This is a genomic window from Echinicola sp. 20G (genome assembly GCF_015533855.1).
Classification (GTDB): Bacteria; Bacteroidota; Bacteroidia; order Cytophagales; family Cyclobacteriaceae; genus Echinicola.
Genome location: NZ_AP024154.1, coordinates 3646331 through 3671907 on the forward strand (window position 1 = coordinate 3646331; position 25577 = coordinate 3671907).

24 protein-coding genes and 1 pseudogene are annotated in these 25577 nt (G+C 39.5%); 2 read left to right on the top strand and 23 right to left on the bottom strand.

Features of this window, described 5'->3' with window-relative positions:
- Positions 1 to 92 precede the first annotated feature (92 nt).
- From JL001_RS14995 to JL001_RS15065, 15 genes are all read right to left on the bottom strand, one after another.
- Positions 93 to 1643 (bottom strand): dockerin type I repeat-containing protein, encoded by a 1551-nt coding sequence (locus JL001_RS14995; protein WP_200977464.1) that lies wholly within the window; start codon positions 1641 to 1643, stop codon positions 93 to 95.
- Positions 1644 to 1889: 246 nt separating this feature from the next.
- Positions 1890 to 4352, bottom strand: coding sequence for a TonB-dependent receptor domain-containing protein (locus JL001_RS15000; RefSeq protein ID WP_200977466.1), 2463 nt, complete (start codon positions 4350 to 4352; stop codon positions 1890 to 1892).
- Between the two features lie 72 nt (positions 4353 to 4424).
- Positions 4425 to 5231 carry an AraC family transcriptional regulator gene (locus tag JL001_RS15005; RefSeq protein ID WP_200977468.1) on the bottom strand — a complete coding sequence of 269 codons (807 nt, stop codon included), beginning with the start codon at positions 5229 to 5231 and terminating at the stop codon, positions 4425 to 4427.
- 150 nt (positions 5232 to 5381) lie between these two features.
- Positions 5382 to 6302, bottom strand: a complete 921-nt coding sequence (locus JL001_RS15010; protein WP_200977470.1) for a DUF6807 family protein — start codon at positions 6300 to 6302, stop codon at positions 5382 to 5384.
- Between the two features lie 97 nt (positions 6303 to 6399).
- Entirely contained in the window at positions 6400 to 7368 is a 969-nt protein-coding gene (locus tag JL001_RS15015; RefSeq protein ID WP_200977472.1) for a transketolase family protein, read from the bottom strand.
- Positions 7369 to 7435: 67 nt separating this feature from the next.
- Positions 7436 to 8287 carry a transketolase gene (locus JL001_RS15020; protein ID WP_200977474.1) on the bottom strand — a complete coding sequence of 284 codons (852 nt, stop codon included), beginning with the start codon at positions 8285 to 8287 and terminating at the stop codon, positions 7436 to 7438.
- 10 nt (positions 8288 to 8297) lie between these two features.
- Positions 8298 to 8747, bottom strand: a complete 450-nt coding sequence (bcp, locus tag JL001_RS15025) for a thioredoxin-dependent thiol peroxidase (protein ID WP_200977476.1) — start codon at positions 8745 to 8747, stop codon at positions 8298 to 8300.
- A 65-nt stretch (positions 8748 to 8812) separates the two neighbouring features.
- Entirely contained in the window at positions 8813 to 10678 is a 1866-nt protein-coding gene (locus JL001_RS15030; RefSeq protein ID WP_236252828.1) for a M23 family metallopeptidase, read from the bottom strand.
- Positions 10665 to 11276, bottom strand: a complete 612-nt coding sequence (locus JL001_RS15035; protein WP_200977478.1) for a fumarylacetoacetate hydrolase family protein — start codon at positions 11274 to 11276, stop codon at positions 10665 to 10667. Before JL001_RS15035 ends, JL001_RS15030 begins: the two co-directional genes overlap by 14 nt.
- A gap of 111 nt (positions 11277 to 11387) precedes the next feature.
- Positions 11388 to 12266, bottom strand: coding sequence for a pirin family protein (locus tag JL001_RS15040; RefSeq protein WP_200977480.1), 879 nt, complete (start codon positions 12264 to 12266; stop codon positions 11388 to 11390).
- A gap of 7 nt (positions 12267 to 12273) precedes the next feature.
- The gene (locus JL001_RS15045) at positions 12274 to 12747 is read right to left on the bottom strand and encodes a hypothetical protein (protein ID WP_200977482.1); all 474 of its coding nucleotides are present in this window, start codon (positions 12745 to 12747) and stop codon (positions 12274 to 12276) included.
- Between the two features lie 351 nt (positions 12748 to 13098).
- Positions 13099 to 14142, bottom strand: coding sequence for an ACR3 family arsenite efflux transporter (gene arsB / locus JL001_RS15050; RefSeq protein ID WP_200977484.1), 1044 nt, complete (start codon positions 14140 to 14142; stop codon positions 13099 to 13101).
- A 4-nt stretch (positions 14143 to 14146) separates the two neighbouring features.
- Positions 14147 to 14758 (bottom strand): protein-tyrosine-phosphatase, encoded by a 612-nt coding sequence (locus tag JL001_RS15055; protein WP_236252829.1) that lies wholly within the window; start codon positions 14756 to 14758, stop codon positions 14147 to 14149.
- 9 nt (positions 14759 to 14767) lie between these two features.
- A complete protein-coding gene (locus tag JL001_RS15060) occupies positions 14768 to 15319 on the bottom strand; it encodes a DUF6428 family protein (RefSeq protein WP_200977486.1) in 552 nt (183 codons plus the stop codon).
- Positions 15320 to 15362: 43 nt separating this feature from the next.
- Positions 15363 to 15701 carry a helix-turn-helix transcriptional regulator gene (locus JL001_RS15065; protein ID WP_200977487.1) on the bottom strand — a complete coding sequence of 113 codons (339 nt, stop codon included), beginning with the start codon at positions 15699 to 15701 and terminating at the stop codon, positions 15363 to 15365.
- A 261-nt stretch (positions 15702 to 15962) separates the two neighbouring features.
- On the opposite strand from JL001_RS15065, the gene JL001_RS15070 reads away from it, so the two are divergent.
- Together JL001_RS15070 and JL001_RS15075 are read left to right on the top strand one after the other, a co-directional pair.
- On the top strand, positions 15963 to 16631 hold the full coding sequence (locus JL001_RS15070) for an MCP four helix bundle domain-containing protein (protein WP_200977488.1): 669 nt from the start codon (positions 15963 to 15965) through the stop codon (positions 16629 to 16631).
- 64 nt (positions 16632 to 16695) lie between these two features.
- Positions 16696 to 18444 (top strand): ABC transporter ATP-binding protein, encoded by a 1749-nt coding sequence (locus JL001_RS15075; protein WP_200977489.1) that lies wholly within the window; start codon positions 16696 to 16698, stop codon positions 18442 to 18444.
- Between the two features lie 258 nt (positions 18445 to 18702).
- Here JL001_RS15075 and JL001_RS23170 read toward each other — a convergent pair whose 3' ends face one another.
- From JL001_RS23170 to JL001_RS15110, 8 genes and pseudogenes are all read right to left on the bottom strand, one after another.
- Positions 18703 to 19545, bottom strand: a complete 843-nt coding sequence (locus JL001_RS23170) for a hypothetical protein (protein WP_236252830.1) — start codon at positions 19543 to 19545, stop codon at positions 18703 to 18705.
- A 57-nt stretch (positions 19546 to 19602) separates the two neighbouring features.
- A pseudogene (locus JL001_RS23285) lies at positions 19603 to 20352 on the bottom strand (M56 family metallopeptidase); the annotation flags it as partial.
- Positions 20349 to 20720, bottom strand: a complete 372-nt coding sequence (locus JL001_RS15085) for a BlaI/MecI/CopY family transcriptional regulator (RefSeq protein WP_200977491.1) — start codon at positions 20718 to 20720, stop codon at positions 20349 to 20351. The pseudogene JL001_RS23285 and the gene JL001_RS15085, both read right to left, overlap by 4 nt.
- A 298-nt stretch (positions 20721 to 21018) precedes the next feature.
- Complete coding sequence (locus tag JL001_RS15090) at positions 21019 to 21351, bottom strand: L-rhamnose mutarotase (protein WP_200977492.1); 333 nt, start codon at positions 21349 to 21351, stop codon at positions 21019 to 21021.
- A 9-nt stretch (positions 21352 to 21360) separates the two neighbouring features.
- Positions 21361 to 22188 carry an amidohydrolase gene (locus JL001_RS15095; RefSeq protein WP_200977494.1) on the bottom strand — a complete coding sequence of 276 codons (828 nt, stop codon included), beginning with the start codon at positions 22186 to 22188 and terminating at the stop codon, positions 21361 to 21363.
- A 79-nt stretch (positions 22189 to 22267) separates the two neighbouring features.
- On the bottom strand, positions 22268 to 23125 hold the full coding sequence (locus JL001_RS15100) for a fumarylacetoacetate hydrolase family protein (RefSeq protein ID WP_200977496.1): 858 nt from the start codon (positions 23123 to 23125) through the stop codon (positions 22268 to 22270).
- Positions 23126 to 23352: 227 nt separating this feature from the next.
- Positions 23353 to 24108 carry an SDR family NAD(P)-dependent oxidoreductase gene (locus JL001_RS15105; RefSeq protein WP_200977498.1) on the bottom strand — a complete coding sequence of 252 codons (756 nt, stop codon included), beginning with the start codon at positions 24106 to 24108 and terminating at the stop codon, positions 23353 to 23355.
- A 78-nt stretch (positions 24109 to 24186) separates the two neighbouring features.
- On the bottom strand, positions 24187 to 25500 hold the full coding sequence (locus JL001_RS15110; protein ID WP_200977500.1) for an L-fuconate dehydratase: 1314 nt from the start codon (positions 25498 to 25500) through the stop codon (positions 24187 to 24189).
- Positions 25501 to 25577: the final 77 nt, after the last annotated feature.

A 25577-nucleotide genomic window follows, 5' to 3' on the forward strand; every position in this document is an offset into this window, starting at 1 on the left:
CATAGCTTTTGATCTTATAATATCCAATACCTCATCCTGAAGGGACAAAGAAAATCCCGGAATTTTCCGGGATGGGGTTTTCAGTGATAAGTCTAAATGCCTGTTTTGAAATGGCTATGGTTGGGTTGGCAAAACATGTATCCATAATCAATATAACGACCAGGAGGGTTAGTGGTCAATGGATTTCGAAGAACATTGATCAATCGGGTATAATCAGTAGGAGGGTTGCCGTTTTGAATATCTTGATTTCTGAGCAAAACTTCATTGTGAAGGATGGTTCCAATGCTACTGGCGAACGTTCCGCAAGCTCCATTTGAAACAGTACTATTTGCATCTGAAGCGGCAAAGCTTGTGGTGCATTCATAAGGTGCATGGAAGGCAATGTTTTGTACGGTTACCTTTGCTCTGGCTGCTCTGCCCAAGTTTTCCAGACCATCTACAATTCTCGGTGTACAGCCGGAATAGCAAGTGATTTCAGTAGTAAACCAAGCACATGTTTTTCTTTTGAGAGCGTTGTAATTTCCTGTATGAAATCCATTGCGAAGAACACCCGGGCCAGGTTGAGCTCCAAACACTCCTGGGCAAGGGCTGCCATGGCCCCTTACGATTTCCATCACCAGTTCCTTACCAGCCCCAATAGCAACCCTGTGAGTGTTGATGGCATTGTTTACGGCAGTGTGTTCATTCCTATTATGAGTCCTTGCGGCAGTTATGGATGCTTGGCTTGGGGAATAAATGGTAAAGCCCCTTACAACTGTGGGCGTAGGAATTTCTTTCATATAGGGTGTAATATGTGTGAGGTTACAGCCCAAGGTAGGCAATTCATCTGCAATAGGATCTGCATCAAATTCAAACCAAACTTTTTTGGAATAATCTATGATCAGTGCTTCACAGCCTCCCCCTCTTTGTGGACATTCCAGCGGTGATGGCGGTGTAGGAGGAGTGATGACTATACTGCTGTCTTCGACGATTTCACTTTCTTTATCTAAATAACTAATGGGCAAGTAAAGATGGTAATTGTATTTTAAGCCCACTTTCAGTCTTATATCAAAATATTCCAAATCTAAGTCAAGTGGAAAATAGATGTCAAATATCGCTTCGTTTTGACCAACCTCAATGGGGTATTCTTCATAAGCTGAATAAATAGAGATGTCCAATTCCTTATAGTTTGGGATAAAAAACTGAAAATGCCCATTTTGTAAATCAAGATAATTGGCGGCTATCCAGAAGTTGGAATAGGAACAAGAAAAGTAAGGTTGACTGTACAAAGTGAACTCATTACCTTGACTTTTTTCCAGGAAGTTTGCTAGCAAGGAACGGTCCTCATTGTTGATTTCACCGTTGGCATTGATGTCCGCAGCGATAGCACAGGGGATTTGATCAATACTTCCAGAGTTGAGCATATTATTGATAGCGTTGATGTCGTCACTATCTACCTTCATATCTTCATTGATGTCTCCCATGATAAATAAGGGCGTGAAGTTGGCCGGTAAATTTTTTAAGGCTGTTCCTGGCTCCGAAAGAGGAACATGATTAACAAGTATTTCTTCAGAAATGGGGATATTACTTTGCTCTTCTTGGCTTCCTCCTCCGCATGAAAACAGCAGAAGCACTAGTACGAGGTTTGAAATGTAGGCTTTCATGACTTTGGGTTTATAGTTGTTTGGGGGCTTAGAATATAGATTTCTTTACTCTCTATTCAGTTTGGTCGAATAGAACCTTGGTGCATCAAAAAGAAAATATCAGATCAACTAATAAATATGCCTGTAGGTAAGAAAATATGTGGGTCAAGTATTAAAATACAAAAATATAGCTAAAAATGCCAGAATGGAAATGCTCAAAAATGAATAGAGCGATCCAAATCTAGATTCGAACCGCTCTATGTCATGCTAAAATTCCTTCTCTCCGAATTCGCTCTTAATGAAGCGTGATTTATTCTTTAACTGATTGAAGGTGTAGCTAATATTGATCATGATCATATCCACCTCGTAGACATAATTGGTCGTGGTGTAGAATTCATTTTCCCTCCAAGTGGTGATTCGTTGTTCATTGGTATCCAAAAGACCTAGATCCATATTTAGCCACTGCAAAGTTGTGCTTAGCCTTCCTTCCAAAAATGTCTTTTTTAAGGTCAGGTTAGGGGATAGGAACCTGGAATCCTCACCTTGGGCAGTATTTCTGTCAGAAAGGTAATTTACGGTCCACTGTAAGTTTAAGGAAGAAGAAAGGTCAAAACTTGTGTTGGCATTGATGGAGTAAACCCAGCTTGAAGTGTCAATAGGTCTATCATCAAAGGTTCCTTTGATGTTATATTGATAGATGTTTCCACTGGCAAAGATGTTCCACCATTTGGTCGGATTGAGCTCTATTCCCGCTTCAAGTCCCAGTGATTTTCCAGTTCCTACATTGGAGTAGATCCTGTTGAGGATGGTGTCGTTATAAACGGTATTGACCCTGTTTACCAGGTTTTGGATATGACTGTAGTAAGTGGTAACAAAGAGTGAGTTGTCTCCAAAGTCTTTAACCAATCCCAGTTCTGTCAAATCCACAAACTCTGGTAAGAGGGTAGGGTCACCTTGCTCCAATGTTTCGGAGTGTTCCCTTTCAGGAAAGGGGTTCATTTTAAAGGTGGTTGTCCTTTGCACTCTTTTACTGTAGGCTGCTTTTAACGTCAGGTCCTCATTGAAGGCATACTGTAAAGTGGCTGAAGGATAGAGTTTGACAAAGTCATAGTAATAGGTAGTGTCCACTGTTCCTGCCTTGTCTTTAAGGTCCAATTCTCTATCCATATATTCTAGCCTAAGTCCTGCAGAGTAGCTCCATTTGTCTTTTTCACCAGAGAGCTGCCCATAGCCAGAATGGATCTGCCTGGTGAGGTCCACATTACTTGAAAATTCCGGCACCAATTCATATTCACCTGTTTCATTGTTTTTTCTTTCATAGACAAAGTCACCGGTATGGTTAAGGTTTCTGAATTGATAGCCTGTTTCGAAAGTGCCTATGCTCCACGGTGCTGACTTATAATCTGTTTGGAACCTTACTCCATGAAGTGGATTATCATTGGTATTGTATTCGTCTTGGTACACCATGTCAGTATCTGGATAGCCCAGGTTTAGGTTGGTTGTTGGACCACCCAACATGGTGTATTCATATAAAAAGGAAGAACTTAAGCTGGCCTTATTTTTAAAAGTGTGGCTATAGTCAAAACTTCCTAAGACAAAATCTCCTCTTCGGATTCGAAGATTTTCATTATAATACTGCATGGAGTAAATAGTTTCCCCGTTTATTTCTGCGTGATTGTCATAATAAATAATGTCAGCAGTTCTATCTTTGCTTCTTTTACCACCATAGAAACCAAGGCTAAAAGTGTTAGACTCATCGGGGGTATATCCCACCGTAAATCTTCCTGAATAACTTTTCTCATCAAAACTTCTTTCCCCATCTGAAGGGAAATAAGTAGTGGTGTCACCATCGATGGTGTAGACATTTCCTTCTCTTCTTCCTGCAAGATCGTTTCTTAGATAGCTGGCCCCAAAAGAAATGTCCCAATCGTTTTTCCGGTGATTGATGGTGAAGTCGGCCCCATACCTGACTGCATTTTCTTTGTTGTCATAATCTTCAATGCTAGGCAGGCCAATTTTGGTATTGACTTGAACAAAAGTGCCGTCAGTTGCTCCTTTGGAAGTGATGATATTGATAAGCCCTGCTTTTCCCTCTGGATCATATTTGGCCGATGGGGCGGTCACCAATTCTACATTTTGGATACTGTTGGCGGGTATCTGTCCTAAGATTAAAGCCGGGTCAGTTTGAACAGGTTTGCCATTGATCATCACCACAAAGCCTGTGGTGCCCCTTACAGAAATGTTTCCACTGGCATCTATAGTCAAAGAGGGGAGGTTACGCAGAACGTCATTGGCAGTACCGCCCTGACTGGATTGGAAGCTATTGGCCTCATAGACTTGTCGGTCTATTTTGTGCATGGTGGTAAAAGCCTTGCCTGTGATTTCTACTTCCTCCAATAGCTGTTGGTTGGGAGAGAGTAAGATGGTTTTCAGATCCAAGATCTCGGATTTTACAATCGTTATATTTTCAACTACTGCTTTGTCATAGCCCATAAACTGGGCAATCAAGTAATAGTCGCCGTTTTGCTGATCTAAGATCTCAAATTGGCCTTTTGCATTGGTTACCGTTCCAGCAACGAGACTACTGTCTTTGGTGGCGTATAAGGCGATGTTGGCATATTCAAGAGGAAGAGTTTCTTGGGTGTCCTTTAAAGTGCCTTTGATGCCTGTTTGGGCTATACAAAGCCCGCTTAATAAAAATAGAAATAAGGGTAGTATTGCTTTACTCATGGAAATAATTATTTCCTACAAAGCAACAGGGATAGCTACTGAATTTACGGTAAAAACTATCCCATTATGGTATTATCGGGCAATTGCCTTAGATCTGTATTCCAGTGGAGTCAGCGTGGTCAATGATTTGAAGAATTTTACAAAATTGGATGAATCTGTAAAGTTCAGCTTATAGGCTATTTCAGTAACGTTGCTACTCGTATGTGTTAGAAGGTTTTTAGCCTCTATCAGTAACCTTTCTTTGATTACTTCCCTCGCTGTAGCATTTACGGACATTTTGCAAACCTTATTCAAACGCTTAAGGGACATGTTCATCATTTTGGCATATTCTTCGGCGTGATTGGCTTCCATAAAATGCTCATTCAACAGTTGTTTGAAATGAGCAAAGTCACTGGTAACACTTGGATTATGGGGCTTGCTTTTCTGGGATAGGGAATGGCTCTTGATAACTACCAAGTTGAGAAAAGCAGTTAATAAGTCTTCGTCCTCTTTGTTTTTAAAGGCATGGTAGAAGTCTTCAAGAATTTTGAAAAAAGCACCTTCATCTTGAATTTTAAAATGCTTTGGAAATTCAAAAAGGCAGTTTAACGCCTTGGGATAATGGGTGAGTACTTCTTCTTTGAACAAAACCACAAAACCATCAGGAACTTTGGAAAAGTCCCAGCAGTGAACCTGTCCAGGTCCCAAGTAGAAACCTGTAGGTGGTACCACATCAAACGTTTCATCTCCTATGGTGTGTTGACCGGAACCCTTGGAAAGAAAAATAAGCTCATGATAACCTGCATGCTTGTGAGGCTTTGTAGGTTTGATCACTGGCTTCATTCTGGATATTTTCAAAACCAGTTCATCATCGAGCTTTTTCTTAAAATTGAAATCCATGGGATAGGAAATGAGGCTTAGGTTAGAATCGATTTATGTTTCGAAATTACAATCAAATTTTCAAATTGATAGTTTTCTTTTATGAGTGGTAAATCAGACTTTTGACTCCTTTATTTTTCGGATTCAATACCTTTTCAAACTCTCAGAAAACTATTGAGTTTGTGTGAATTTTTTGTAATAATGAGAAATTTCATCACTTTTTAATCCTTGATGGACAATGATCTGGTTTCTAAAGTGTAATGGCTCACCTTTAGGTATTCTTATAGGATTTCGACCAGGAAAAGCCATGTTTTGCATGCTGTTGGCACTTCTTAGGATCCAACCTTGGTAATGAGGAAGCATTTGAGGCTCACCCATGATGACAATACCAGATGTGGAGTGATTGTCAAAACTTCCAATTAGGTTCATCCAGGGACCTGCTTGGACAGGTAAAGTCTGTGGTTCTATTTTTATACCTTCAGATGAAAACTGAATATCCTCAGGGAGCTTGACTCTTGGGGAAAAGCCACCATAACCTTTTTCATCTTCTGAACCTCCCAATTCAAGATTGTCCACCAAAGCATTGAGTTTTATGTCAAAGGTGAGAGCATAAGCCCCTTTTTCCAATCGTTCATAAGTGATTTTAACATTTTCCCTTAACACTTCACTTTGTCCCAAACTATCCGATAGCCAAGCTACTTCAGACTCCAATTCAGCAATACCATCATTGATATTCATGTTGGTATTGGTGACTTTCCAAGAAATGCCTTCACAGAACCAAGGATCGGCAATACGTTTTCCGTTAACATAGAGTTGATGCCAGGTCCAAAAAATTCCCCTATGGTGGAAATGATCCTCAGGAAAGTCCTCCGTTAACACTTCCTCGTTTAGTCCATAAAGGGGATGCACATAATTGGCTCTTGGGTATTTACCATTTAACGTTTTTGTGGCAGTTAGGTAGAAATATCTTGGCTGGTTGTTTTCTTTCAAAATTATCCCTTCGGAAGTCTTTTCAAAAGCCAACTCCTGAGCAAATGAATTAATTTGGACTAAAAAGCAGGAAAGAAAGATAAAGATCAGTTTGGTTTTCATGGTTGGGCTTAAGGTAAATTTGATGTAATATCTAAAAATAAAAGCAGCAAACCGGATTCCCCAATTTGCTGCTTAAATAAATTTTCGGAATTAAGAATTACTTTCTTCCGATAGCTTTTTTAGCTGCTTTGACAATATTGTCAGCATTCAAGCCATATTTCTCAAGCAGATCGGTAGGAGTACCAGATTCACCGAAAGAATCATCTACTCCCACGAATTCCTGTGGAGCAGGATTGTTCCTTACCAAAGTCTGCGCAACACTATCACCAAGGCCACCATTGTACTGGTGTTCTTCGGCGGTTACACAGCAACCTGTCTTGGCCACTGATTCCAATATTGCTTCCGTATCCAATGGCTTGATGGTGTGGATATTGATCACCTCAGCACTGATGCCTTCTTCTCTCAGTTTGGCTTCAGCCACAACTGCTTCCCATACCAAATGCCCTGTAGCAAAGATGGTTACATCAGTGCCTTCGATCATTTTCCATGCCTTTCCGATCTCAAACTTTTGATCAGAAGGAGTAAAGATAGGCCATTTAGGACGACCAAATCTCAAATAAACAGGACCATGGTGTTCCGCAATCGCCATGGTGGCTGCTTTGGTTTGATTGTAATCACAAGGATTGATTACGGTCATATTAGGCAACATTTTCATCATGCCCAAGTCTTCCAAAATCTGGTGGGTAGCGCCGTCTTCTCCCAAAGTCAAACCTGCGTGTGAAGCACAGATTTTTACATTCTTTTCAGAATAGGCGATGGATTGGCGGATTTGGTCATAAACGCGGCCAGTGGAGAAGTTGGCGAAAGTACCTGTAAAAGGAATTTTTCCATTAATGCTCATACCAGCAGCAAGGCCCATCATATTGGCCTCGGCAATGCCTACTTGGAAGAACCTCTCCGGAAATTCTTTTTGGAAAGCACCCATTTTAAGGGAACCGATCAAGTCCGCACATAGTCCGACAACATTTGGATTTTTACGTCCAGCTTCCAAAAGCCCATCACCGAAACCGGAACGGGTGTCGCTTTTTTCTGTATAGGTGAATTTAGTATCTAAAGTCTTTTCCATTTTTTGATCTGTTAAGCCACAGTCTGATTAAAACCATTTGGCTGTGGTTGGTTAACGGTTTTGTTGATTAGTAGTCACCAAGGGTTTCTTCCAATTGGCCCAAAGCATTTTCCAATTGCTCATCACTTGGAGCAATACCATGCCATTTGTGTGTACCAACCATAAAGTCTACACCATAGCCCATTTCAGTATGAAGCAGGTTCAATACCGGCTTACCTTTACCCAAAAGTGTTCTGGCATATTCCAAACCAGCCAGTACAGATTCCATATCATTGCCTTTAAGGGTGTCAATTACTTCCCAACCAAATGCTTCCCACTTTGCTTTCAGGTCATTTAAGTTCATAACAGCGTTGGTAGGTCCGTCGATTTGTTGTCCATTAAAGTCAATGGTAGCGATCAAGTTGTCCACTTTGTGGTGAGGGGCATACATGGCCGCTTCCCAAATTTGTCCTTCTTGCTGTTCACCATCTCCCATAAGGGCGTAAACAACGCCTTCATCTCCATCAATTTTTTTGGCTTGGGCTGCACCGATAGCTACAGAAAGCCCTTGACCCAATGAACCAGATGCGATCCTGATGCCTGGAAGACCTTCCTCAGTGGCCGGGTGACCTTGAAGTCTGCTGTCTATTTTTCTGAATGTTTTAAGCTCAGCTGTATCAAAATATCCGCTTCTGGCCAGCACACTGTACCAAACCGGAGAGATGTGTCCGTTGGATAGGAAGAATAGGTCTTCACCTTTTCCTTCTATTTTGAAATCATTGTTATGATTCAATTGGTTGAAGTAAAGTGCCACGAAAAATTCGGTACATCCCAATGAGGCACCTGGGTGTCCGGACTGTACTTCGTGAACCATACGCAAAATGTCCCGTCTCACTTGTGAAGCGGTCTTTTTTAGTTGTTCGGTTGATAGCTTTTCCATTTTAAAGGAATTATTTAAGTATTTGATTTGAATGTTCTTTGGTTTTTACTTTTTCGATGATTTCGGCAATATTGCCTTCTTCATCGATAACAAAAGTGGTTCTAACAGTCCCCATATAGGTCCTGCCATAGTTTTTCTTTTCTCTCCAAGTATTGTAAAGCTCGTGAACAGTCTTGTCTTCATCTGCAATGAGCGGAAATGGAAGTTCAAATTTTTCGATGAACTTCTTATGGGATTTTTCAGAATCAGTACTGATCCCCAATACGATATACCCAGCTTTCAGAAGCGCATCGTAATTGTCTCTCAAATCACAAGCTTGAGCAGTACAGCCCGGTGTATTGTCTTTGGGATAAAAATATAGAACTACCTTTTTGCCGAGATAGTCGGACAATTTGATAGTGTTGCCATCTTGGTCTTTCGCTTCAAATTCAGGTGCCTTGTTTCCTACTTCTAATGACATGTTATTTTAGTTTATGAGTTAAGTGTATTTTTGACATTTAAATTTGATAATTATTTTCCAAAAAGCTAGAGCTTCCTGCTAAAAACAGCAGAATTTCCTGCATTATCAGTTACTTTCAATTCAAACTGCCCTTTGAAAGGGGCTTTGTCAATCTTTTCTGTCCAAATGACACCACTTTTATGTTCGAATCGCAAAATAACCCATTTTCCATCAATTCTGGCCTCAAAACTATGAATCCCTGAAAGATTGTCCCTAATGGAAAATCTAAGTTGGGATGAATTAATCCTTATGGGGCGAATAGTAGGCGCTATATCATCCTCGGCGAGTACAAAAGTACCAAAATTTTTGGTTTTGAAGGTAATGTGGTCATTGGTCCATTCCCCCCCTACAAAACGCTTATAACCGTTAGCATAAAGTTGATAAACGTCCACATACTCTTTGGGTCTATTATAGCTGGAAATATCCATGCTAGTGGTTATTTCCTCCCTCAGGTAGCCATCCCGGTCATCGTTGATTTTAATGGATGGACGCCCGTTGTAGCTTCCACTTTCTGTGTAGAGAAATAGTGTTTCTAACAAACTATTGGCTTCCGTTTGGATAATGGTGCGGCCATCATTGAAATAATACTCTTTGTTGAAAGGGATTTTTGCTTGAACCTTAGGGTAAATGATTTCAGTGCATACATCTATTGAATCCGGAATGCCATATTCCATATCCCATATATAGGTCCTGTACCTTGGGTCTTCATAGGAAAGCATCACGTCCATCATCAGTCCATTCACATAGAAGGTAGCCATTTTGTTGGTCTCCTGCTTATCCGCTCTGACAATCATCCAATTGTGCTCAAAATCTACTTTGCTTCTTGAAGCAGAATAGGTACTTACTGCATGGTTTTCCTTTTCGCCTTTAAATTTTAAAGATAGATTTCGTCTATTGCCAAAGACATCTTCTAGCACCACGTCAACATCCTTAATACTATCAGGACTAACTTCAATGGCCCCACCAAAAAGGCTGTCAGGGCTATAATAATCGAATTGATTATAGGGTGTGGTATAGAGTTTCGTATAACTATTTTGGTGGGTATGGCTCAATAAAAACCTACCAAGGTTAAAATCTATTTTATCAACATTGAGGTCAAAAGTCTTGATTCCACCTTCATAGATTTCAAAATGTGGGAAGCCGTTTTGGTTATATGCACCGTCTAATTTATCATATGCCCTTACTTCGATTCCTACTTTTCCAGTAATTTCGATTGGTTTGTCAATAACAAACTCATTTCCTCTAAAGTTTAAGCGAAGCACAGTCCTTTGGAATTGCCCATTTACCCTGCTCTCTAAAGTAAGGGGTGTAATGGCAATGGTCCTAAAAGTAGGAGGGGTAGTGTCCTTGATTTCACTAAAGCCAAACTTTAGCGGATCCAAAGCCCTGTCCAAGCTGTCTCGGATTTCAAAATGAAGGTGGGGGCCTCCTGAGCTTCCCGTATTTCCAGAGTAGGCGATGATTTCCCCCTTTTTGACTGGTAGTGCCGAGGCTTCCGGATAAACTTCTAAGGAATTTTCCTCAGCATCAGCCATCTTCTGCCACATGTATTTAGCGATTTTGGCGTTAAAATCTCTGAGGTGGCCATAGAGTGTGTATTGCCCATTCGTATGTTTCAGGTAAATTACATTTCCATAGCCATAAGTGGATATCTTCATGCGGTAGACATATCCGTCTGCGGCGGCATAGACCGGCAAGCCCTGCCTACCATCGGTTTTGATGTCGATGCCACTGTGAAAATGGTTAGGGCGAATTTCACTCATATTACCGGAAAGGTAATTTCGCTCACCAGGCTTGATGGGGAATTGATAATAATTTTTATCTACCTGCGAAAAACCAACGGATGACCAAGCCCAGAAAAGAAAAAGGAGCAGGAATTTATTTAATCTCAAAATCAAGTAATTTTTCTTCTTCTATGTATGCTTCCAAACGATCTCCTACATTTACTTTACCAACTCCAGCTGGCGTGCCAGTAAATATGAGATCTCCTTTTTTTAACGTAAAAAACTTTGAAATATATTCTAGAATCACACCAAAATCATAAAGCATCATAGTGGTATTACCCTTTTGTTTTTGTACACCATTGATATTCAGATGGAAATTGATGTCAGATAGATCATTAAAACTTTCCTTGGGTAGAAAGCTTCCAACAGGAGCAGAGCCATTGAACCCCTTGGCAATTTCCCATGGTAATCCTTTTTCTTTGCAGGTTTTCTGAATGTCCCTTGCTGTAAAATCAATGCCAATACCAATTTCATCAAAGTAGCGATGAGCAAATTCCCTTTTGATAAATTTTCCCTCTCTGTTGATTTTTAGTACAAGTTCTACTTCATGATGGATGTCATTGGAGAAATCAGGCAAATAGAAAGGTAGATTGTTTTTCAGCAGCGCGGTATCGGGCTTCAAAAAAACAACAGGATTTTCGGGTCTTTCATTTTGGAGTTCTTCAATATGCTCCACGTAATTTCGGCCAATGGCGATGATTTTCATGAAAAATCGGATTATAGTATTTTCTAAGTTTTCACAAAGAAACTTAATAAGCATGGATTAAGAAAATGTTTCTTTGGCTTAATTTACAGGCAATAGCCCTAAAAATTGGTGTTATTTTAATTCGGGGAGTGGAATATATGAATTATCCCCTTCGACCATGGGCCAGTCCTTTGCTTTCCACCTTTCTTTGGCGGTAGCTATGGTTGTCTTTTCACTGGAGACAAAATTCCATTCGATAAACCTTTCTTCTTCAAAAGCAGGGCCACCAAATAGGATGATATGACTTTCAGCTTTGATCTCCAAAGCACATTGGTTATCAATTTTAGAGACCAATAGGTTACCTTTTTCTACAAGGTTTTCACAAGCTTTGACTTCTCCTTCTACTACGCAAATGCCAATTTCTCCTTCAAGCTGTCCAGCAATTTCGAGGCTATATTCACCAGTGGTTTTTATATCGACCATGAACAGGTCTGAGTGTACTGGAACAGGGGATGCCTTCCCATAACCCTTACCTGCAACAAGTGTAAATTGGGCAGATTGATCCTTCCAGAAGGGTAGGTTCTTTGCATCAATATGGTGAAACTGAGGAGCCATGTTTTCTTTTTCTTTGGGCAGGGCTACCCAAATCTGGTACCCATGTATAGGGTAGGTCTTCCCATCTCTTTGTTCAGGAGGAGTTCTTTCTGTATGGGTGACGCCCTTTCCAGCGGTCATCCAATTAACAGACCCGGGAGAGATACGCTGCTTGGTGCCAAGACTATCCTCGTGGATCATTTCACCTTCCAGTAGAAAAGTCAGTGTGGATAAACCGATATGCGGATGTTGGCCTATATCCATGTATTTGCCTGGGCCAACCTCTGACGGTCCCATGTGATCAATAAAGACAAATGGGCCTACCATCCTCTTATTGCGGAAGGGCAGTAGCCTCCCCACCATAAAGTCGCCAATGTCACGACTTCTTTCGGGAATGATAAGGTCTGTATTTGACATTTATTGTTTATTTAGAGATTTGAAGCCAGGAAATATTCCAATTCAATCCTAAAGTAACAGGAAATGTAAAACCATTAAATATAGCGGCGAAGTTCTTTTTACGCTTAGGCTCAAAATCTTTCTGAGAAGCATTTTTCCTTCTTTCCTTGGCTTTTTTGAGGTTGTTGGTTGAAAAGAGTTTAATGGTAAAGGTTTTCTGGTAAACTTCTATTTCTGTAACATCAAGTTCAGTTTCTTTGAACTCTTTGTTTCCATAAATAACAGTAATTTCAGAATTTTGGAATTCTGGAACTTTGGTTAAAAAGTCCATTAAATTGGTGTGAAGATCATCAGTGGATATGTTATTTATTCCTAATTTCTCTTCAGAAAGATGGATTTGAATTTTAGCATTGCCAGGTGTTGAATCTTCTAAAATGATTTGTCTTATCGTAAACCCTTTAGGGATAAATAATCCAGGTAAGTGTTCTATTTTTATCGGCATTTTGGGTGTCAGCTCAAGGAGCTGTATGAAATCTGTAGTTCGCATATCTTATTACTTCAATTCTTAATCTAGGATACGTATTTTTTAATTAATTAGCCACAAAGATCATTAAAATAATGTATTTTTTTTAAACGAAAAATTGGAATAATAATACGGTTTATAAACAAAATTATAGCGAATAGATTTGGAATACTGTTTTGTAATTTATAAAATGTTTTTTATATATATTAAAACGAATAATGTGTTAAAAATACATGTTGATGTATTTAATTACTAGACCAAAAAAAATATTAAAAAATTTAATTGATCGTAATTATTTGATTACAAGTCAGTTTAGAGCGTTTGGTTATACTAATAATTATATAATTTTTTTCTTAACCAAAGGCTAACTTTTACCAATAAAATCAAAGCGGGTACTTCAATAAGTGGCCCTATGACACCAACAAATGCTTGACCGCTATGAATGCCAAAAACACCGATAGCAACAGCAATGGCCAACTCGAAGTTATTGCCGGCAGCTGTAAATGCCACAGCGGCATTTTGATCGTAAGGTGCTCCCGAAAGTTTGCACGTAACAAACCCCACCAAAAACATAATGATGAAATAGAGTAATAATGGAATGGCTATCAAAAGTACATCACCAGGGATTTGGACTATCAATTCCCCTTTCAGGCTGAACATGATAATAATGGTGGAAAGTAATGCCACCAAGGTTATTGGGGAGATACTTGGGATGAACTTTTCATTGTACCATGACTCTCCCTTTTGTTTTACTAGAATGACCCTGCTGAAAAAACCCATAAGAAAAGGAATCCCCAAGTAGATGCCAACACTTTCAGCAATAGTGGAAATGGAAATATCTACATTCACACCATCAAACCCAAAGTATGGAGGCAAAACGGTGATAAATAACCAAGCATAAAAGCTATAAGCGAAAACTTGGAAAATGCTGTTCAAGGCTACCAAAGCGGCACCGTATTCTTTGCTCCCTTCACCCAAGTCATTCCAAACTAAAACCATGGCGATGCACCTGGCTAATCCGATTAAAATCAAACCAACCATGTATTCAGGGTAGTCATTCAAAAAGATTAGGGCCAAAATAAACATCAATACAGGCCCAATGACCCAATTCAATAGCAGTGATATGGAAAGTATTTTGGTGTTTTGGAAAACCTTTGGCAACAAAGCATAGTTGGCCTTGGCCAAAGGTGGGTACATCATTAGGATCAATCCAATGGCTATGGGCAAATTAGTCGTTCCATAACTGTAAGTATTGATAGTTTCTGCAAGATGTGGGAAAAAATAACCCAACATTATGCCCACGCACATCGCAGCAAAAATCCATATGGTGAGGTATTGATCTAGGAAGTTTAGTTTTTTAGTGGTAGAAGCCATTGGTTCAAATGTTGGAAAATACATAAAACATTTCAGTTGCTATCTGAAGAGAACGCTCATCGTAGCGTGCTTCTTCTTCGGGGCTGTCATCAAAAAGCTTGGGGTCCTTATATCGAATGGGGATTCTTAATTCTGCTCCAGGGATGTAAGGGCAGTTTTCATCTGCGTGAGCACAAGTCATTACAGCTGTAAAGTTCGTTTTGGGATTTATAGGGTGATCAAAGTGCTTTGAAAATACCGTTATCCGCGTTGACTCAAACCCATATTTTAACTTGTAAGTTGGGTTTTCTATGCCTTCTTTTTCTATTTCAAAGCCGAAACGAATCAAGGATGCAATGGTCCTTTCATTGCAAGCAGTTACTTCAGTTCCGCTGGAAAAACAGGCCGCTTTCACACCAAAGTAATCCGCAGCGACTTGTGCCCATACCTGTCCAAATTGACTTCGTCTAGAGTTGTGTGTGCAGATAAAGTTGATTTGGGCAGTTTTGTCCTGATGTCCAGCAATGTAATTGATCAAGGGTTGAAGCTCCTTTTTGCGTGAAGGAGAAATGGTGTCAAAGTTTAAAGCGTCAATTTTAGACTGCAACTTTGGAAAGAGGTTCTTCTTGGTTTTCATATTTCAGATTTAACAACAGCCAGATGAGGGTTCGCAGCAATTTTCAGATTGGTTCTTCAATGATTTGAGAGACAGTTTCACCTTTGATTTAGGCATGGTCTCTGGCCCACAGCAGGCTGCTGCTTTTTCCTCTTCTGTGGAAGCCCTGTCCTTGGCCTTGCAGGTTGTTGTTGATTCAAAAAGCTTAATATGCAACTGATCTTTTTCAACTAAGATTTCGCTGACATTTAATACCGCTGTATGAAAACTGGTATTACCATACTCGATTTTTATGTCTGTATCTGTTAAAGTAGGCCTTACATGATGGACAAGATCATATATTTTGAGTGCCTTTTGTGCATTTACATTGTGATCAGGCTCCAAGGTACTGTTTTCCCAAAGTTGGATGTGAGTTTCACTCCATTGGTTTCTTTGACCGCCACAGTCCACCGTATCGAAATTTACATTTTTGATTTCCGTGATATGAAAATCATTTCTAACGTATTTTCCTTCCTCATATTCAAATACTAATCCGTGGTTTGGACAGCTTCTGAGGGTATTGATAAATTCTTGAGTTTTCATAATTATATCATTGCAATATTACGATTGATAAGATCAAATTTTTTTAACAGCAATCTTTTTTAAATTTCTCTGCGTCAAATTGATCGAATAGCTTGTTGAACAAGGATTGTATTTTTGCCCATTGGCTAGGGTTGATACAATAACTGACCGATACGCCTTCAATGGTTCCTTGGATGATATCCAGAGTTTTTAGTTCCCTGAGGTGCTGACTTATGGTGGCTTGGGCTAAGCCTAACTCCTTTACCAAATCTCCGTTTACGCAAGCATTGGCTTTGAGTAGATGTTGGATGATAGCGATCCTTGCAGGGTGTGCGAGTGCCTTAGCTACATTGGCCAATTCGTTTTGTTCAGCACTGAATAAATCTGTTTTGGTGATCCCCATAAGTGAATTATTATATTGCAATATTACGATTAATATTTTTTGCAATCAAAATAAATGAGAAAAAGTAGTGAGTGGAATTAAAGCAAGCTGTAGATATTAAAATAATACAATTTATTTCAGACACTTAATAGGTCATTTCCGTAAAACATAATATGTTTGTTAATAAATTGTTAATCAGGTGTTAGCTGATTAATTTATGTTATAGAAAAGGAAACTAACTGTATGTTTCTGACCAAATATAACTAAGAAGAGAGGAGTATTATGAAATGGGCTTATAGCATTAAAAACAGGATGACCATTGCTATTTTGTTGATGGTGGTCTTTGTTTCTGTATTTGTGAAGAATATCTTGGATGAAGAACATGTTGCTGATCTAAGCAGTTCATGTGCTACGATTTATGAAGATAGACTCCTGCCAGAGAGTTATATTTTTCACCTTTCAGAGTACTTGTACAAAAAGCAAATGATGATTGATGCGTGTCAGACGCAACTTGACTATGCAAGTATATCAGACAAAAACATACATTATAATTCAAAAATTGATTCTATTTTGGGCGACTTTGAGGCTACTTACTTGACAAAAGATGAAGAATTATACCTTACTGATCTAAAGAAAAATGTCAATGAGCTTTATAGTATAGAGGCTAGATTAGGTCAGGCGGCTGTTTTACCAGAAGATTTTCAACAGGCAAAACAAAAATCAGATCAGTTGATCTCTTCGGCTTCCAATAACCTTAATCAATTATCTGAGGTTCAATTGACCGTAGGGAAGCAATTGAATGATGACTCTAAAAGAATCATGGCAGGTAGTGCAATTTTGACCAAATTTGAGACGGTAATTTTAATTGTACTGGGGATCTTGATTAATGCTTTGGTGTTTGGTGTGATTTCAAGTCGGTCAAAAATAAAGCAGACAGCGCATCTGAATTAACAAAAAGATAAAGAACTTATTCGAGGCAGTTTTCGTTGAAAATTGCCTCTTTTATTTTGTAAATATGTCAACTCCAAGTAAAGAAAGAAAAGTGACCATGGGTCACGTTTTTAAAACAATTATCTGGCCCAGAAGAAAGCATCTCTTTTTAGGCTTGTTTTTGATCATCATCAGTAGGTTGGCGGGACTTGTCCTGCCCGGTGCAAGTAAGTACCTGATGGATGAAGTGATTCCCAATTCCAATATGCAGCTACTTAAGTGGTTGGTGATTGCGGTGGGGGCTGCTGTGGCCATCCAGGCCGTAACTTCATTTGCCTTGACCCAAATATTGAGCGTGGAAGCCCAGCATTTGATAGCCAAACTTAGGGCAAAGGTGCAGCGTCACATTATTCGTTTGCCCATTCGATTTTTCGATAATGCCAAAACGGGAGAGCTTGTCTCAAGGATTATGACCGATGTGGAAGGGGTGAGGAATTTGGTGGGAACAGGTTTGGCGCAGATGATCGGAGGGATTTTGACCTCAATTATCTGCTTAGGCCTGTTGATTTATATAAGCCCCTTGATGACCTTATACGTTTTGGTTCCTGTAGTTATTTTTGGTTTGATCTCCTTGAAAGCCTTTGGGAAGATCCGTCCTATTTTCAGGGAAAGAGGAAAGATCAATGCCCAGGTGACCGGTAGGCTCACAGAAACTTTAGGAGGAATTCGAGTGATCAAAGGCTTCAATGCGGAAGCCCAGGAAGTAAAAACTTTTGAAGAAGGAGTTCTCAGGTTGTTTTTGAATATCAAGTCCAGCTTGACCACCACCAGTATGGTGACCAGTTCAGCCACCCTTTTGTTGGGGCTTGCTTCGGCTGGAATTATGGGGATTGGTGGTTATATGATCATGGAGGGGAACATGACCTTTGGGGATTTTCTGGCGTTTACCTTGTATTTAGGCTTTATGATTGCCCCAATTGTCCAGATGAGTAATATCGGTAGCCAGTTGACAGAAGCTTTTGCCGGCTTGGACAGAACGGAGGAAATCATGAATATACCATTGGAGGAAGATGAGAAAACAAGAAATATACAGCTCCCAAGAATCCATGGTGATGTTGAATTTGATCGGGTGAGTTTTGCCTATGAAGAAGGTAAACCCGTTGTCAAAGAGGTAAGTTTTGAAGCCAAGGCAGGAACCATGACAGCTTTGGTAGGAACGTCTGGTTCAGGAAAGACCACAATTGCAGGCTTGGTGGCTTCCTTTCTTAATCCGGCCAGTGGGATCATCAAGGTGGATGGTCAGGACTTACAGCAAGTAAGCCTTTCCAGCTACAGGAGCCAATTAGGTGTAGTGTTGCAGGATGATTTTCTCTTTGAAGGGACCATCCGTGAAAATATACTTTTCCCAAGGCCTGATGCAAGCCAGGAACAGTTAACGCAAGCGGTATTTGCAGCCCATGTTCATGAGTTTACAGATCGGTTTGAAGATGGCTTGGATACCTTGATAGGAGAGCGCGGAGTGAAATTATCTGGAGGTCAAAAGCAACGGATTGCCATAGCCAGAGCCATTTTGGCGGATCCAAGAATATTGATCTTGGATGAGGCCACTTCCAATTTGGATACGGAAAGTGAAACATTGATTCAGGCCAGTTTGAAAGAACTGATGAAGGGAAGGACCACTTTTGTGATTGCCCACCGGTTAAGCACTATTCGTCAGGCCAATCAGATTTTGGTGGTAGAGAAGGGACAAATTGTAGAGCGTGGAAGGCATGAAGAACTGATGGAAAAGCAGGGAAGATATTATGATCTGTATACTTATCAGGCGAGGATTTAGAATGAAGTACGAAGTATAATGTAGGAGGTAGGAAGAGGGAAGTACGAAGAGGGAAGTGCGAAGAACGAAGTTGGGAATATTGAGTAAGAAGATGAAAAATTGTAAGGGCAGGCTTCTGATGATTTATTCGGAATGATTTTGTCAGGTCGAGCTTGTCTTTGTCGCAAGACAGGTGAAGTCGAGCCCCTTGCATTAAATTGAAAAAGCTGTTCCTGATTTGCAATCAGGAACTAGCAATAAAATGGATTTACAATCCTTTTAACATTTATCATTTTTTTTGGGCTTGAAATAAGGTATATAATTAAAACCTATTCCGTTTTGCTTGCTTTCTCCTTTGATGGCTTCTGATGGAGTTTTGACATTGTATTTCTCTTTTTCCCATGGTGGGATTCTTTCGTAGATTTTTTGCAAAACATCGATGTCACTACCTAATTTTCCTTTATAAAGTTGAGGGTTACTTTGATGTTGGTTATAAATCTCAATGGCTTTGGAGTATACAGATTTTTGATCATATAGGGATTTTGACAAAATATAACTTTTATAGTAAGCATTATGTGTCATTAAATTTAATTGATAAACGTGCTTTCCATAGTTTATAGCATTTTTCTCTAATTTACTTTTTACAAAAAATGCTATTTCATCAGGGTTTAAATCATTTAGTTCTTCATTATTTATTCTTTTTCCATCAAGCCATACTCCATAAGTATTGCTGTCTTTCCATTCATTTATTAAAGATTGTGAGATCTTCATTTTAGAAGGAATAGTAGGAGCTGGTACAAATGGGACATGCGTAATGGTTTGTCGTTGGTTTTCGGTCATTTGATCCCAAATTTCCCTGAGCCTTGGAATATCCAATTTACCTAAAGACTTATTGCCGTTTTCGTCAATGGAGCTTTGGATTAACGTTTCATATTCTTTTACTAAATCCTTACTTTGAGTAGGATTGTTTTGGCTTATTTTGGCAGTTATTTGTACTGTGTCTTTTTTTGGGATTTCTTGATTTTGTTTCATGCCTACAATAAAAATGATTCCTAAAGCTAAGGGAGTAGCCAAAAGTATTTTAATTGCTGTTTTTGGCCAATTTTTGGTCTTGTTCATCATGGTTATTCGGTTTTTGGTCAGTGAATATTTTGAATAGCTTACCAAGTGGTTTTGCTGATGTTGCTGAGCATAGGATAGTAGCAGGTATTGATAGCTTTTTTTGTCTTGGAACTTGTTGAGTACTGCCTCATCGGCAATAAATTCATGGTTGATTTGGATGGCTTTTTTATAAAGGTGAAATATCGGATTGAACCAGAAAATGACCTTCAGTACTTCAATGAATAAAATGTCCAAGCTGTGCCATTGATGAGCATGGACAGCTTCATGATGAAGCAACTGGTGAGGAACGACTCCTTCATGAAACTGAGACCTGTCCAGAAAAATAAACCTTAAGAAGGTGAAGGGAAGATCTTTTCCTGAACTTAGTACAATCTTAAATGAGCCTTTATCGATTCTCTCACACATTTTAATCTTTGAGTACAGTTTGTGCAGATGGATCAACAAACGAATAATAAGTACAAGTGATACCAAGAAAGAAATGGCCATTAGAATGGTCTTCAGTGGTTGGATTGGCAGTGAGTCCACCTTGCTTGTTGTTTCCAAAATGGCGGGGGGAGAATTGGTCTCCACTTGCTCTAAAGGAAGCATTTCTTCAACTGTAAAATGGGTGAAAGTAGGAGTGGCTTTTACTACTTTCGTATAAGGTTTTAGAGGAGATGGAATGAAAGGGACACACAATGAAAAGATGAGACTTCCCAAAAGAAAACACCGATTGAATTGGTAGGCTTTCTCTTTGGATAAGAGAAAGTGGTAAGCCAAGTATAAAATTAACAGGCTTATTGTGGATTTGATCAAATAGACAATCATTGCTTTTTGTTTTCAATTTGGCGATCAATCAACTGCTTGAGTTCTTTTAGTTCTTCTTGACTAAGGTCTGTTTCCGAGGTAAAGAAAGAAGCAAACTGAGAAGGACTGTCATCAAAGAAATTCTTAATAATTCCTTTTACCTGCTTACTGAAGTAAGCACTTTTTTTAATCAATGGGTAGTACTCCCTTGAATTGCCATAGGTTCTGAATGCGATGAATTTTTTGGATGTCATTCTTTTTAACAAGGTAGCAATGGTGGTAGGTGCTGGCTTGGGTTCGGGATATGCTTCGAGCAAGTCCTTCATAAAGGCCTTTTCCATTTTCCAGAGGTAATTCATCAATTGTTCTTCGCTTGGAGCAAGTTTCATTTCTACAATATTAGATTTTGTTCTATAAATGTAGAATAAAAATTCAATTAAAAAAATAGTTTGAATAAATTTTATCACAAATAGCTATGAAATAGACATTTGTGATAAGGTTATCTGAAAAAGAATTACCCAAGCAGATTTGATAGTTTTAGGCTTAGAACTCTATAAAAAATGATTTAGCAACTTTCTATAAAAGTCAATAAGGGAAATGTGCTAAAAAGTAACTGTTAAAATAAACTGGGAGGATAGGCCTTAAATACTCTTTTAAGTAATTAAGGCCTAATACTTTTTTGTTTAACTATAACTCAAATACTTGTTTCATTACTTGCCATTTTTCCCCTTCAGGAACTCCCGGGAGACCTTGTTGGTAAGTCCACATCAGGTCTTCCCATTCTTTTACTTTAGGATTGGCAGCATCCATTTTAGCTTTTTTCTCGAATGTAAAATCATCATCTGCCTCCATTACCATAAACAACCGGTTTTCCCATCGGTAAATGTCCATACGGCTGATTCCTGCATCCTTGATACTTTTTTTGATTTCTGGCCACACCTCCTGATGGTAGTCTTCGTACTCTTTGATCAATTGGTGATCGTTTTTTAGATCCAAGGCCATGGTATATAACTTGCTCATTTTGATAAATTAAGAAATGCCATAAAATTTAGCGGCGGTCAAGCCCATTACATCGGCTTGTTCGTTTGTACTTAAAGATAAAATGTAATTCTTTACAATGGATACATTTTTAGGATAATCAGCTGCCAAAAGTGCTACAGGCCAGTCTGATCCGAACATCAGTCTTTTGGTGCCAAAAGCCTCAAATACCACATCCATATAAGGAGTCAGATCTGCCTTGGTCCACTTATCCCAGTTGGCTTCGGTCACCATCCCCGATACTTTGCAGCAAACATTGTCAAAGCCCGCAATGACCTTTATGTTTTCTGCCCACTCGTCTATTTTACCATCTTTGATATACGGTTTGGCCAAGTGGTCAATGACAAAAGGCTGGTTGGGGAAGCTTTTTACCAAATCAATTGAAGCTTCCAAATGGTGAGGAAAAATCAAAATGTCATAAGTAAAATCGTATTTTTCCAGTAAAGCAAGTCCTTTTCTGAAAGCAGTATCGGCCATTAATGATGGTGGTTGCCCTTGCAGGATCATCCGAAAACCACACATGGTACTATTATCGCTGTATTTTTCTAAATCAGCTTGGACATTTTTGCCACAAAGGTCTACCCAACCCACTACTTTTTTGATCCAAGGATTTTTTTCGGCCAGTCCCAATAAAAACTCATTTTCTTCCAATGATTCATCTGCCTGAACCGCTACGGTGCCATCAAATCCTTCTTGATCCAATAAAGGTTTGAGGTCAGAAGGGAGGAAATCCTTTCGGATTATGGACATGTTTTCATCAATCCAGGCATGCTTTATAGGATTGTATTTCCAAAAATGTTGGTGGGCATCTATTTTCATCAAGTAGTTCTTTTGGGTAAGACAAATAAAACCTGCCAATCCAAAGACTGGCAGGTTTAAATATAATTAAAGGATTAAATTATCCCTTATAGTTTACAGCAGTTTGGCTAGAAGTTCCCAGTCCATCAATGCCAAGTTCCACTACATCACCTTCCTTGAGGTAGGTAGGAGGGGTCAATCCCAAACCAACACCTGCAGGAGTACCTGTGGAAATAATATCACCAGGCAATAAGGTCATATAATTACTTAAGTGACTGATCAAAGTTGGGATGTCAAATACCAAGTCAGAAGTATTACTGTTCTGAAGCATTTTACCATTTACTTTTAACCATAAATTTAAGTTATGAGGATCTTCAATTTCATCTTTGGTTACTAAGTATGGACCTAAAGGAGAGAAGTTGTCATTACTTTTTCCTTTTACCCATTGACCACCATGGCTCAATTGGAAGTCACGCTCAGAAACGTCATTAAGCAAGCAATAACCTGCGATATAATCCATGGCATCTTCCTTGGCCACATAGCTGGCTTTTTTACCGATCATTACAGCCAATTCCACTTCCCAATCCGTCTTTTCAGAGTTCCTTGGGATAATGATATTATCATTTGGTCCGCAAAGGGAAGAAGTGGCTTTCATAAAGATGACTGGTTGCTTAGGTACTTCCATGCCGCTTTCTTTGGCATGAAGTGAATAGTTAAGGCCAATGCAAATGATCTTTGAAGGACGCTTGATAGGAGGCCCTAATCTGGTTTCATTGCTCACAACTGGACAATCAGCTTCATTGCTTTCCAACCAAGCTGCCAATTTATTCAATCCGTCGGCTTCTAAAAATTCTTCGGTCCAATCTTGGCCAAATCCGCTACAGTCAATACGGGTTCCATCTGCTTTTTCAATTCCTGGCTTTTCTTGGCCAGCATTTCCAAATCTTAATAATTTCATTTTTTGGTTATTCTTTTGAGGTAAATATAAATGACTTACCTGTTAATAGATTATTTGAAAATAGAGGCTTTCTCATTTGTCTGAAATTTAGTCATCATGAGCGAAGAGAAGTGATCTCTAAGTATTCATATTGTACATATGCGAAGATTTCCTGCCTTCCGTCAGGCAAGCTTCTCTTGGCCAACGCTACATACGTAATGACGTGGATTTTGAGATAGCCTCTTTTATTACATTTTTAGATTCACAAATCCACCGTCAATAGGGTAGTTGCCACCTGTTAGGAAGGATGATTCGTCCTTGCAAAGGTAAAATGCCATGGCGGCAATTTCCTCTGGGGTACCCATTCTTCCGATAGGCTGGGTAGCAGCCAATTTATCAAACATTTCCTTTTCCTGTCCAGGGTAGTTTTTAGCCAAAAATCCATCTACAAAAGGAGTGTGGACACGACCTGGAGCGATGCTATTTACACGGATATTATAAGAAACGTAATCTCTGGCCATAGAAAGGGTCATGGCAAACACAGCTCCCTTGGTCATGGAATAAGCAAATCGATCAGGAATCCCAATCGTGGAAGCTACAGAGGCCATGTTGACGATGGAACCACCGTTTTCCTTCATTTTAGGAAGAGCTGCTATGCTGCAATTATAGATGCCTTTTACATTGACTTGGTAAAGTCTATCAAAATCAGCTTCGGAAGTGTTTTCTAAATTGCCAACATGAGAAACTCCTGCGTTGTTGATCAATACATCGATATTTCCAGGGATAGATGCAATGGTACTTTTCATGGCATCGGTTTTAGAAACATCACCTTGTAAAAAAGTAACCTGATAACCTTTTTCAGTTAGGTCCTGAGCCACTTTTTCCCCTGATTGCTGATCAAAATCAATGAAATAAACGTTTCCTCCTTCTTGGGCAAAGCGGGATGTCATGGCCAGACCAATTCCACTTGCACCTCCGGTAATTAAAATAGTTTTATTTTTCATAATATTTCTAACTTCCAAAATCTAATTTGAAAGCTAATTTATTTTTTATTAAAAGCTGTCCTGTGGAATACTGAGCATTTAGGCTTTCGCCGGTTCTTCATTCCACACAGGGCCGCTTGTAAAATCATATTCTTCCAATGATTCAGCTTTCATTTCAATGCTGTATCCAGGCAATAATGGAGCTTGATAGCGACCATTTTTGATTACTACAGGGTCAATAAAATGTTCATGAAGGTGGTCCACATATTCAATGACCCTGCCTTCCATGGTCCCACTTATCGAAATATAATCCAACATGGAAAGGTGTTGTACGTATTCACAAAGCCCTACGCCTCCTGCATGAGGACAAACAGGAATATCAAATTTCTTGGCAATCAACATAATTGCCAAGTTTTCATTGACTCCACCTACGCGGCAGCTGTCTATTTGGCAAATCTGCAAAGCGCCAGCTTTCATCAGTTGTTTGAAGATCACCCTGTTTTGGCAGTGTTCACCAGTAGCCACTAAAATAGGCTTTACCCCATCACTAATGGCTTTATGTCCCAAGATATCATCTGGGCTGGTAGGCTCTTCAATCCACAGTGGGTTAAATTTAGCCAATTGTTTCATGTTTTCAATGGCTTCACTCACTTCCCAGCGTTGGTTGGCATCCATCATCAAGTACATGTCATTTCCGATTTCTTCACGGATAATGGCCGCGCGACGCATGTCATCTTCAAGATTTGCCCCTACCTTCATTTTGATATGTTTCCAGCCTTCTTGTTTGGCTTCTCGGCATAGTCTCCTGATTTTTTCATCAGAGTAGCCCAACCAACCTGCTGAAGTGGTATATCCTGGATAACCGTTTTCCTCCAAGAATTGAATACGCTCTTCCTTTCCTTTGGCTGTTTCCTTTAGGATTTCCAATGCTTCTTCTTTGGTCAAAACATCGGTGATATACGTGAAGTCCACGCAAGAAAGGAGTTTCTCTGGCGACATTTCACCTAAAAGCTTCCACAATGGTTTTTTCTCAGCTTTGGCATAAAGGTCCCAAACAGCATTAACCAATGCACCAGTAGCCAAATGAACAACTCCTTTTTCTGGGCCCAACCATCTGATTTGGCTATCACTGTTTACTTCTCTCCAAAATGCACCCATATCTGCAGTGATATCGGCCAAATCTTTTCCAACTACATGATGAGCTATGGCCTCTAGGGCTGCACAGCAAATTTCATTGCCCCGCCCGATGGTAAAAGTAAGTCCGTGACCCTCCAAATCATCCTGATTGGTTTTCAGAATGATATATGCTGCGGAGTAATCCGGATCGGGGTTCATCGCATCTGACCCATGCTTTTCTCTACTGGTAGGAAATCTAATGTCCTTTACCAGATAGTCGATAATTTTGATACTCATCTATATTTTAAAGTATTAGTTGATATTCTTGTCCAATTAATAATGCAAGGTGGAATTTTATCTTAAAAACTACTACA

Coding starts and splice junctions, on each gene's coding strand:
- JL001_RS14995 (WP_200977464.1), bottom strand. CDS start 1,643: ATGAAAGCCTACATTTCAAACCTCGTACTAGTGCTTCTGCTGTTTTCA.
- JL001_RS15000 (WP_200977466.1), bottom strand. CDS start 4,352: ATGAGTAAAGCAATACTACCCTTATTTCTATTTTTATTAAGCGGGCTT.
- JL001_RS15005 (WP_200977468.1), bottom strand. CDS start 5,231: ATGGATTTCAATTTTAAGAAAAAGCTCGATGATGAACTGGTTTTGAAA.
- JL001_RS15010 (WP_200977470.1), bottom strand. CDS start 6,302: ATGAAAACCAAACTGATCTTTATCTTTCTTTCCTGCTTTTTAGTCCAA.
- JL001_RS15015 (WP_200977472.1), bottom strand. CDS start 7,368: ATGGAAAAGACTTTAGATACTAAATTCACCTATACAGAAAAAAGCGAC.
- JL001_RS15020 (WP_200977474.1), bottom strand. CDS start 8,287: ATGGAAAAGCTATCAACCGAACAACTAAAAAAGACCGCTTCACAAGTG.
- bcp (WP_200977476.1), bottom strand. CDS start 8,747: ATGTCATTAGAAGTAGGAAACAAGGCACCTGAATTTGAAGCGAAAGAC.
- JL001_RS15035 (WP_200977478.1), bottom strand. CDS start 11,276: ATGAAAATCATCGCCATTGGCCGAAATTACGTGGAGCATATTGAAGAA.
- JL001_RS15040 (WP_200977480.1), bottom strand. CDS start 12,266: ATGTCAAATACAGACCTTATCATTCCCGAAAGAAGTCGTGACATTGGC.
- JL001_RS15045 (WP_200977482.1), bottom strand. CDS start 12,747: ATGCCGATAAAAATAGAACACTTACCTGGATTATTTATCCCTAAAGGG.
- arsB (WP_200977484.1), bottom strand. CDS start 14,142: ATGGCTTCTACCACTAAAAAACTAAACTTCCTAGATCAATACCTCACC.
- JL001_RS15055 (WP_236252829.1), bottom strand. CDS start 14,758: ATGAAAACCAAGAAGAACCTCTTTCCAAAGTTGCAGTCTAAAATTGAC.
- JL001_RS15060 (WP_200977486.1), bottom strand. CDS start 15,319: ATGAAAACTCAAGAATTTATCAATACCCTCAGAAGCTGTCCAAACCAC.
- JL001_RS15065 (WP_200977487.1), bottom strand. CDS start 15,701: ATGGGGATCACCAAAACAGATTTATTCAGTGCTGAACAAAACGAATTG.
- JL001_RS15070 (WP_200977488.1), top strand. CDS start 15,963: ATGAAATGGGCTTATAGCATTAAAAACAGGATGACCATTGCTATTTTG.
- JL001_RS15075 (WP_200977489.1), top strand. CDS start 16,696: ATGTCAACTCCAAGTAAAGAAAGAAAAGTGACCATGGGTCACGTTTTT.
- JL001_RS23170 (WP_236252830.1), bottom strand. CDS start 19,545: ATGATGAACAAGACCAAAAATTGGCCAAAAACAGCAATTAAAATACTT.
- JL001_RS15085 (WP_200977491.1), bottom strand. CDS start 20,720: ATGAAACTTGCTCCAAGCGAAGAACAATTGATGAATTACCTCTGGAAA.
- JL001_RS15090 (WP_200977492.1), bottom strand. CDS start 21,351: ATGAGCAAGTTATATACCATGGCCTTGGATCTAAAAAACGATCACCAA.
- JL001_RS15095 (WP_200977494.1), bottom strand. CDS start 22,188: ATGAAAATAGATGCCCACCAACATTTTTGGAAATACAATCCTATAAAG.
- JL001_RS15100 (WP_200977496.1), bottom strand. CDS start 23,125: ATGAAATTATTAAGATTTGGAAATGCTGGCCAAGAAAAGCCAGGAATT.
- JL001_RS15105 (WP_200977498.1), bottom strand. CDS start 24,108: ATGAAAAATAAAACTATTTTAATTACCGGAGGTGCAAGTGGAATTGGT.
- JL001_RS15110 (WP_200977500.1), bottom strand. CDS start 25,500: ATGAGTATCAAAATTATCGACTATCTGGTAAAGGACATTAGATTTCCT.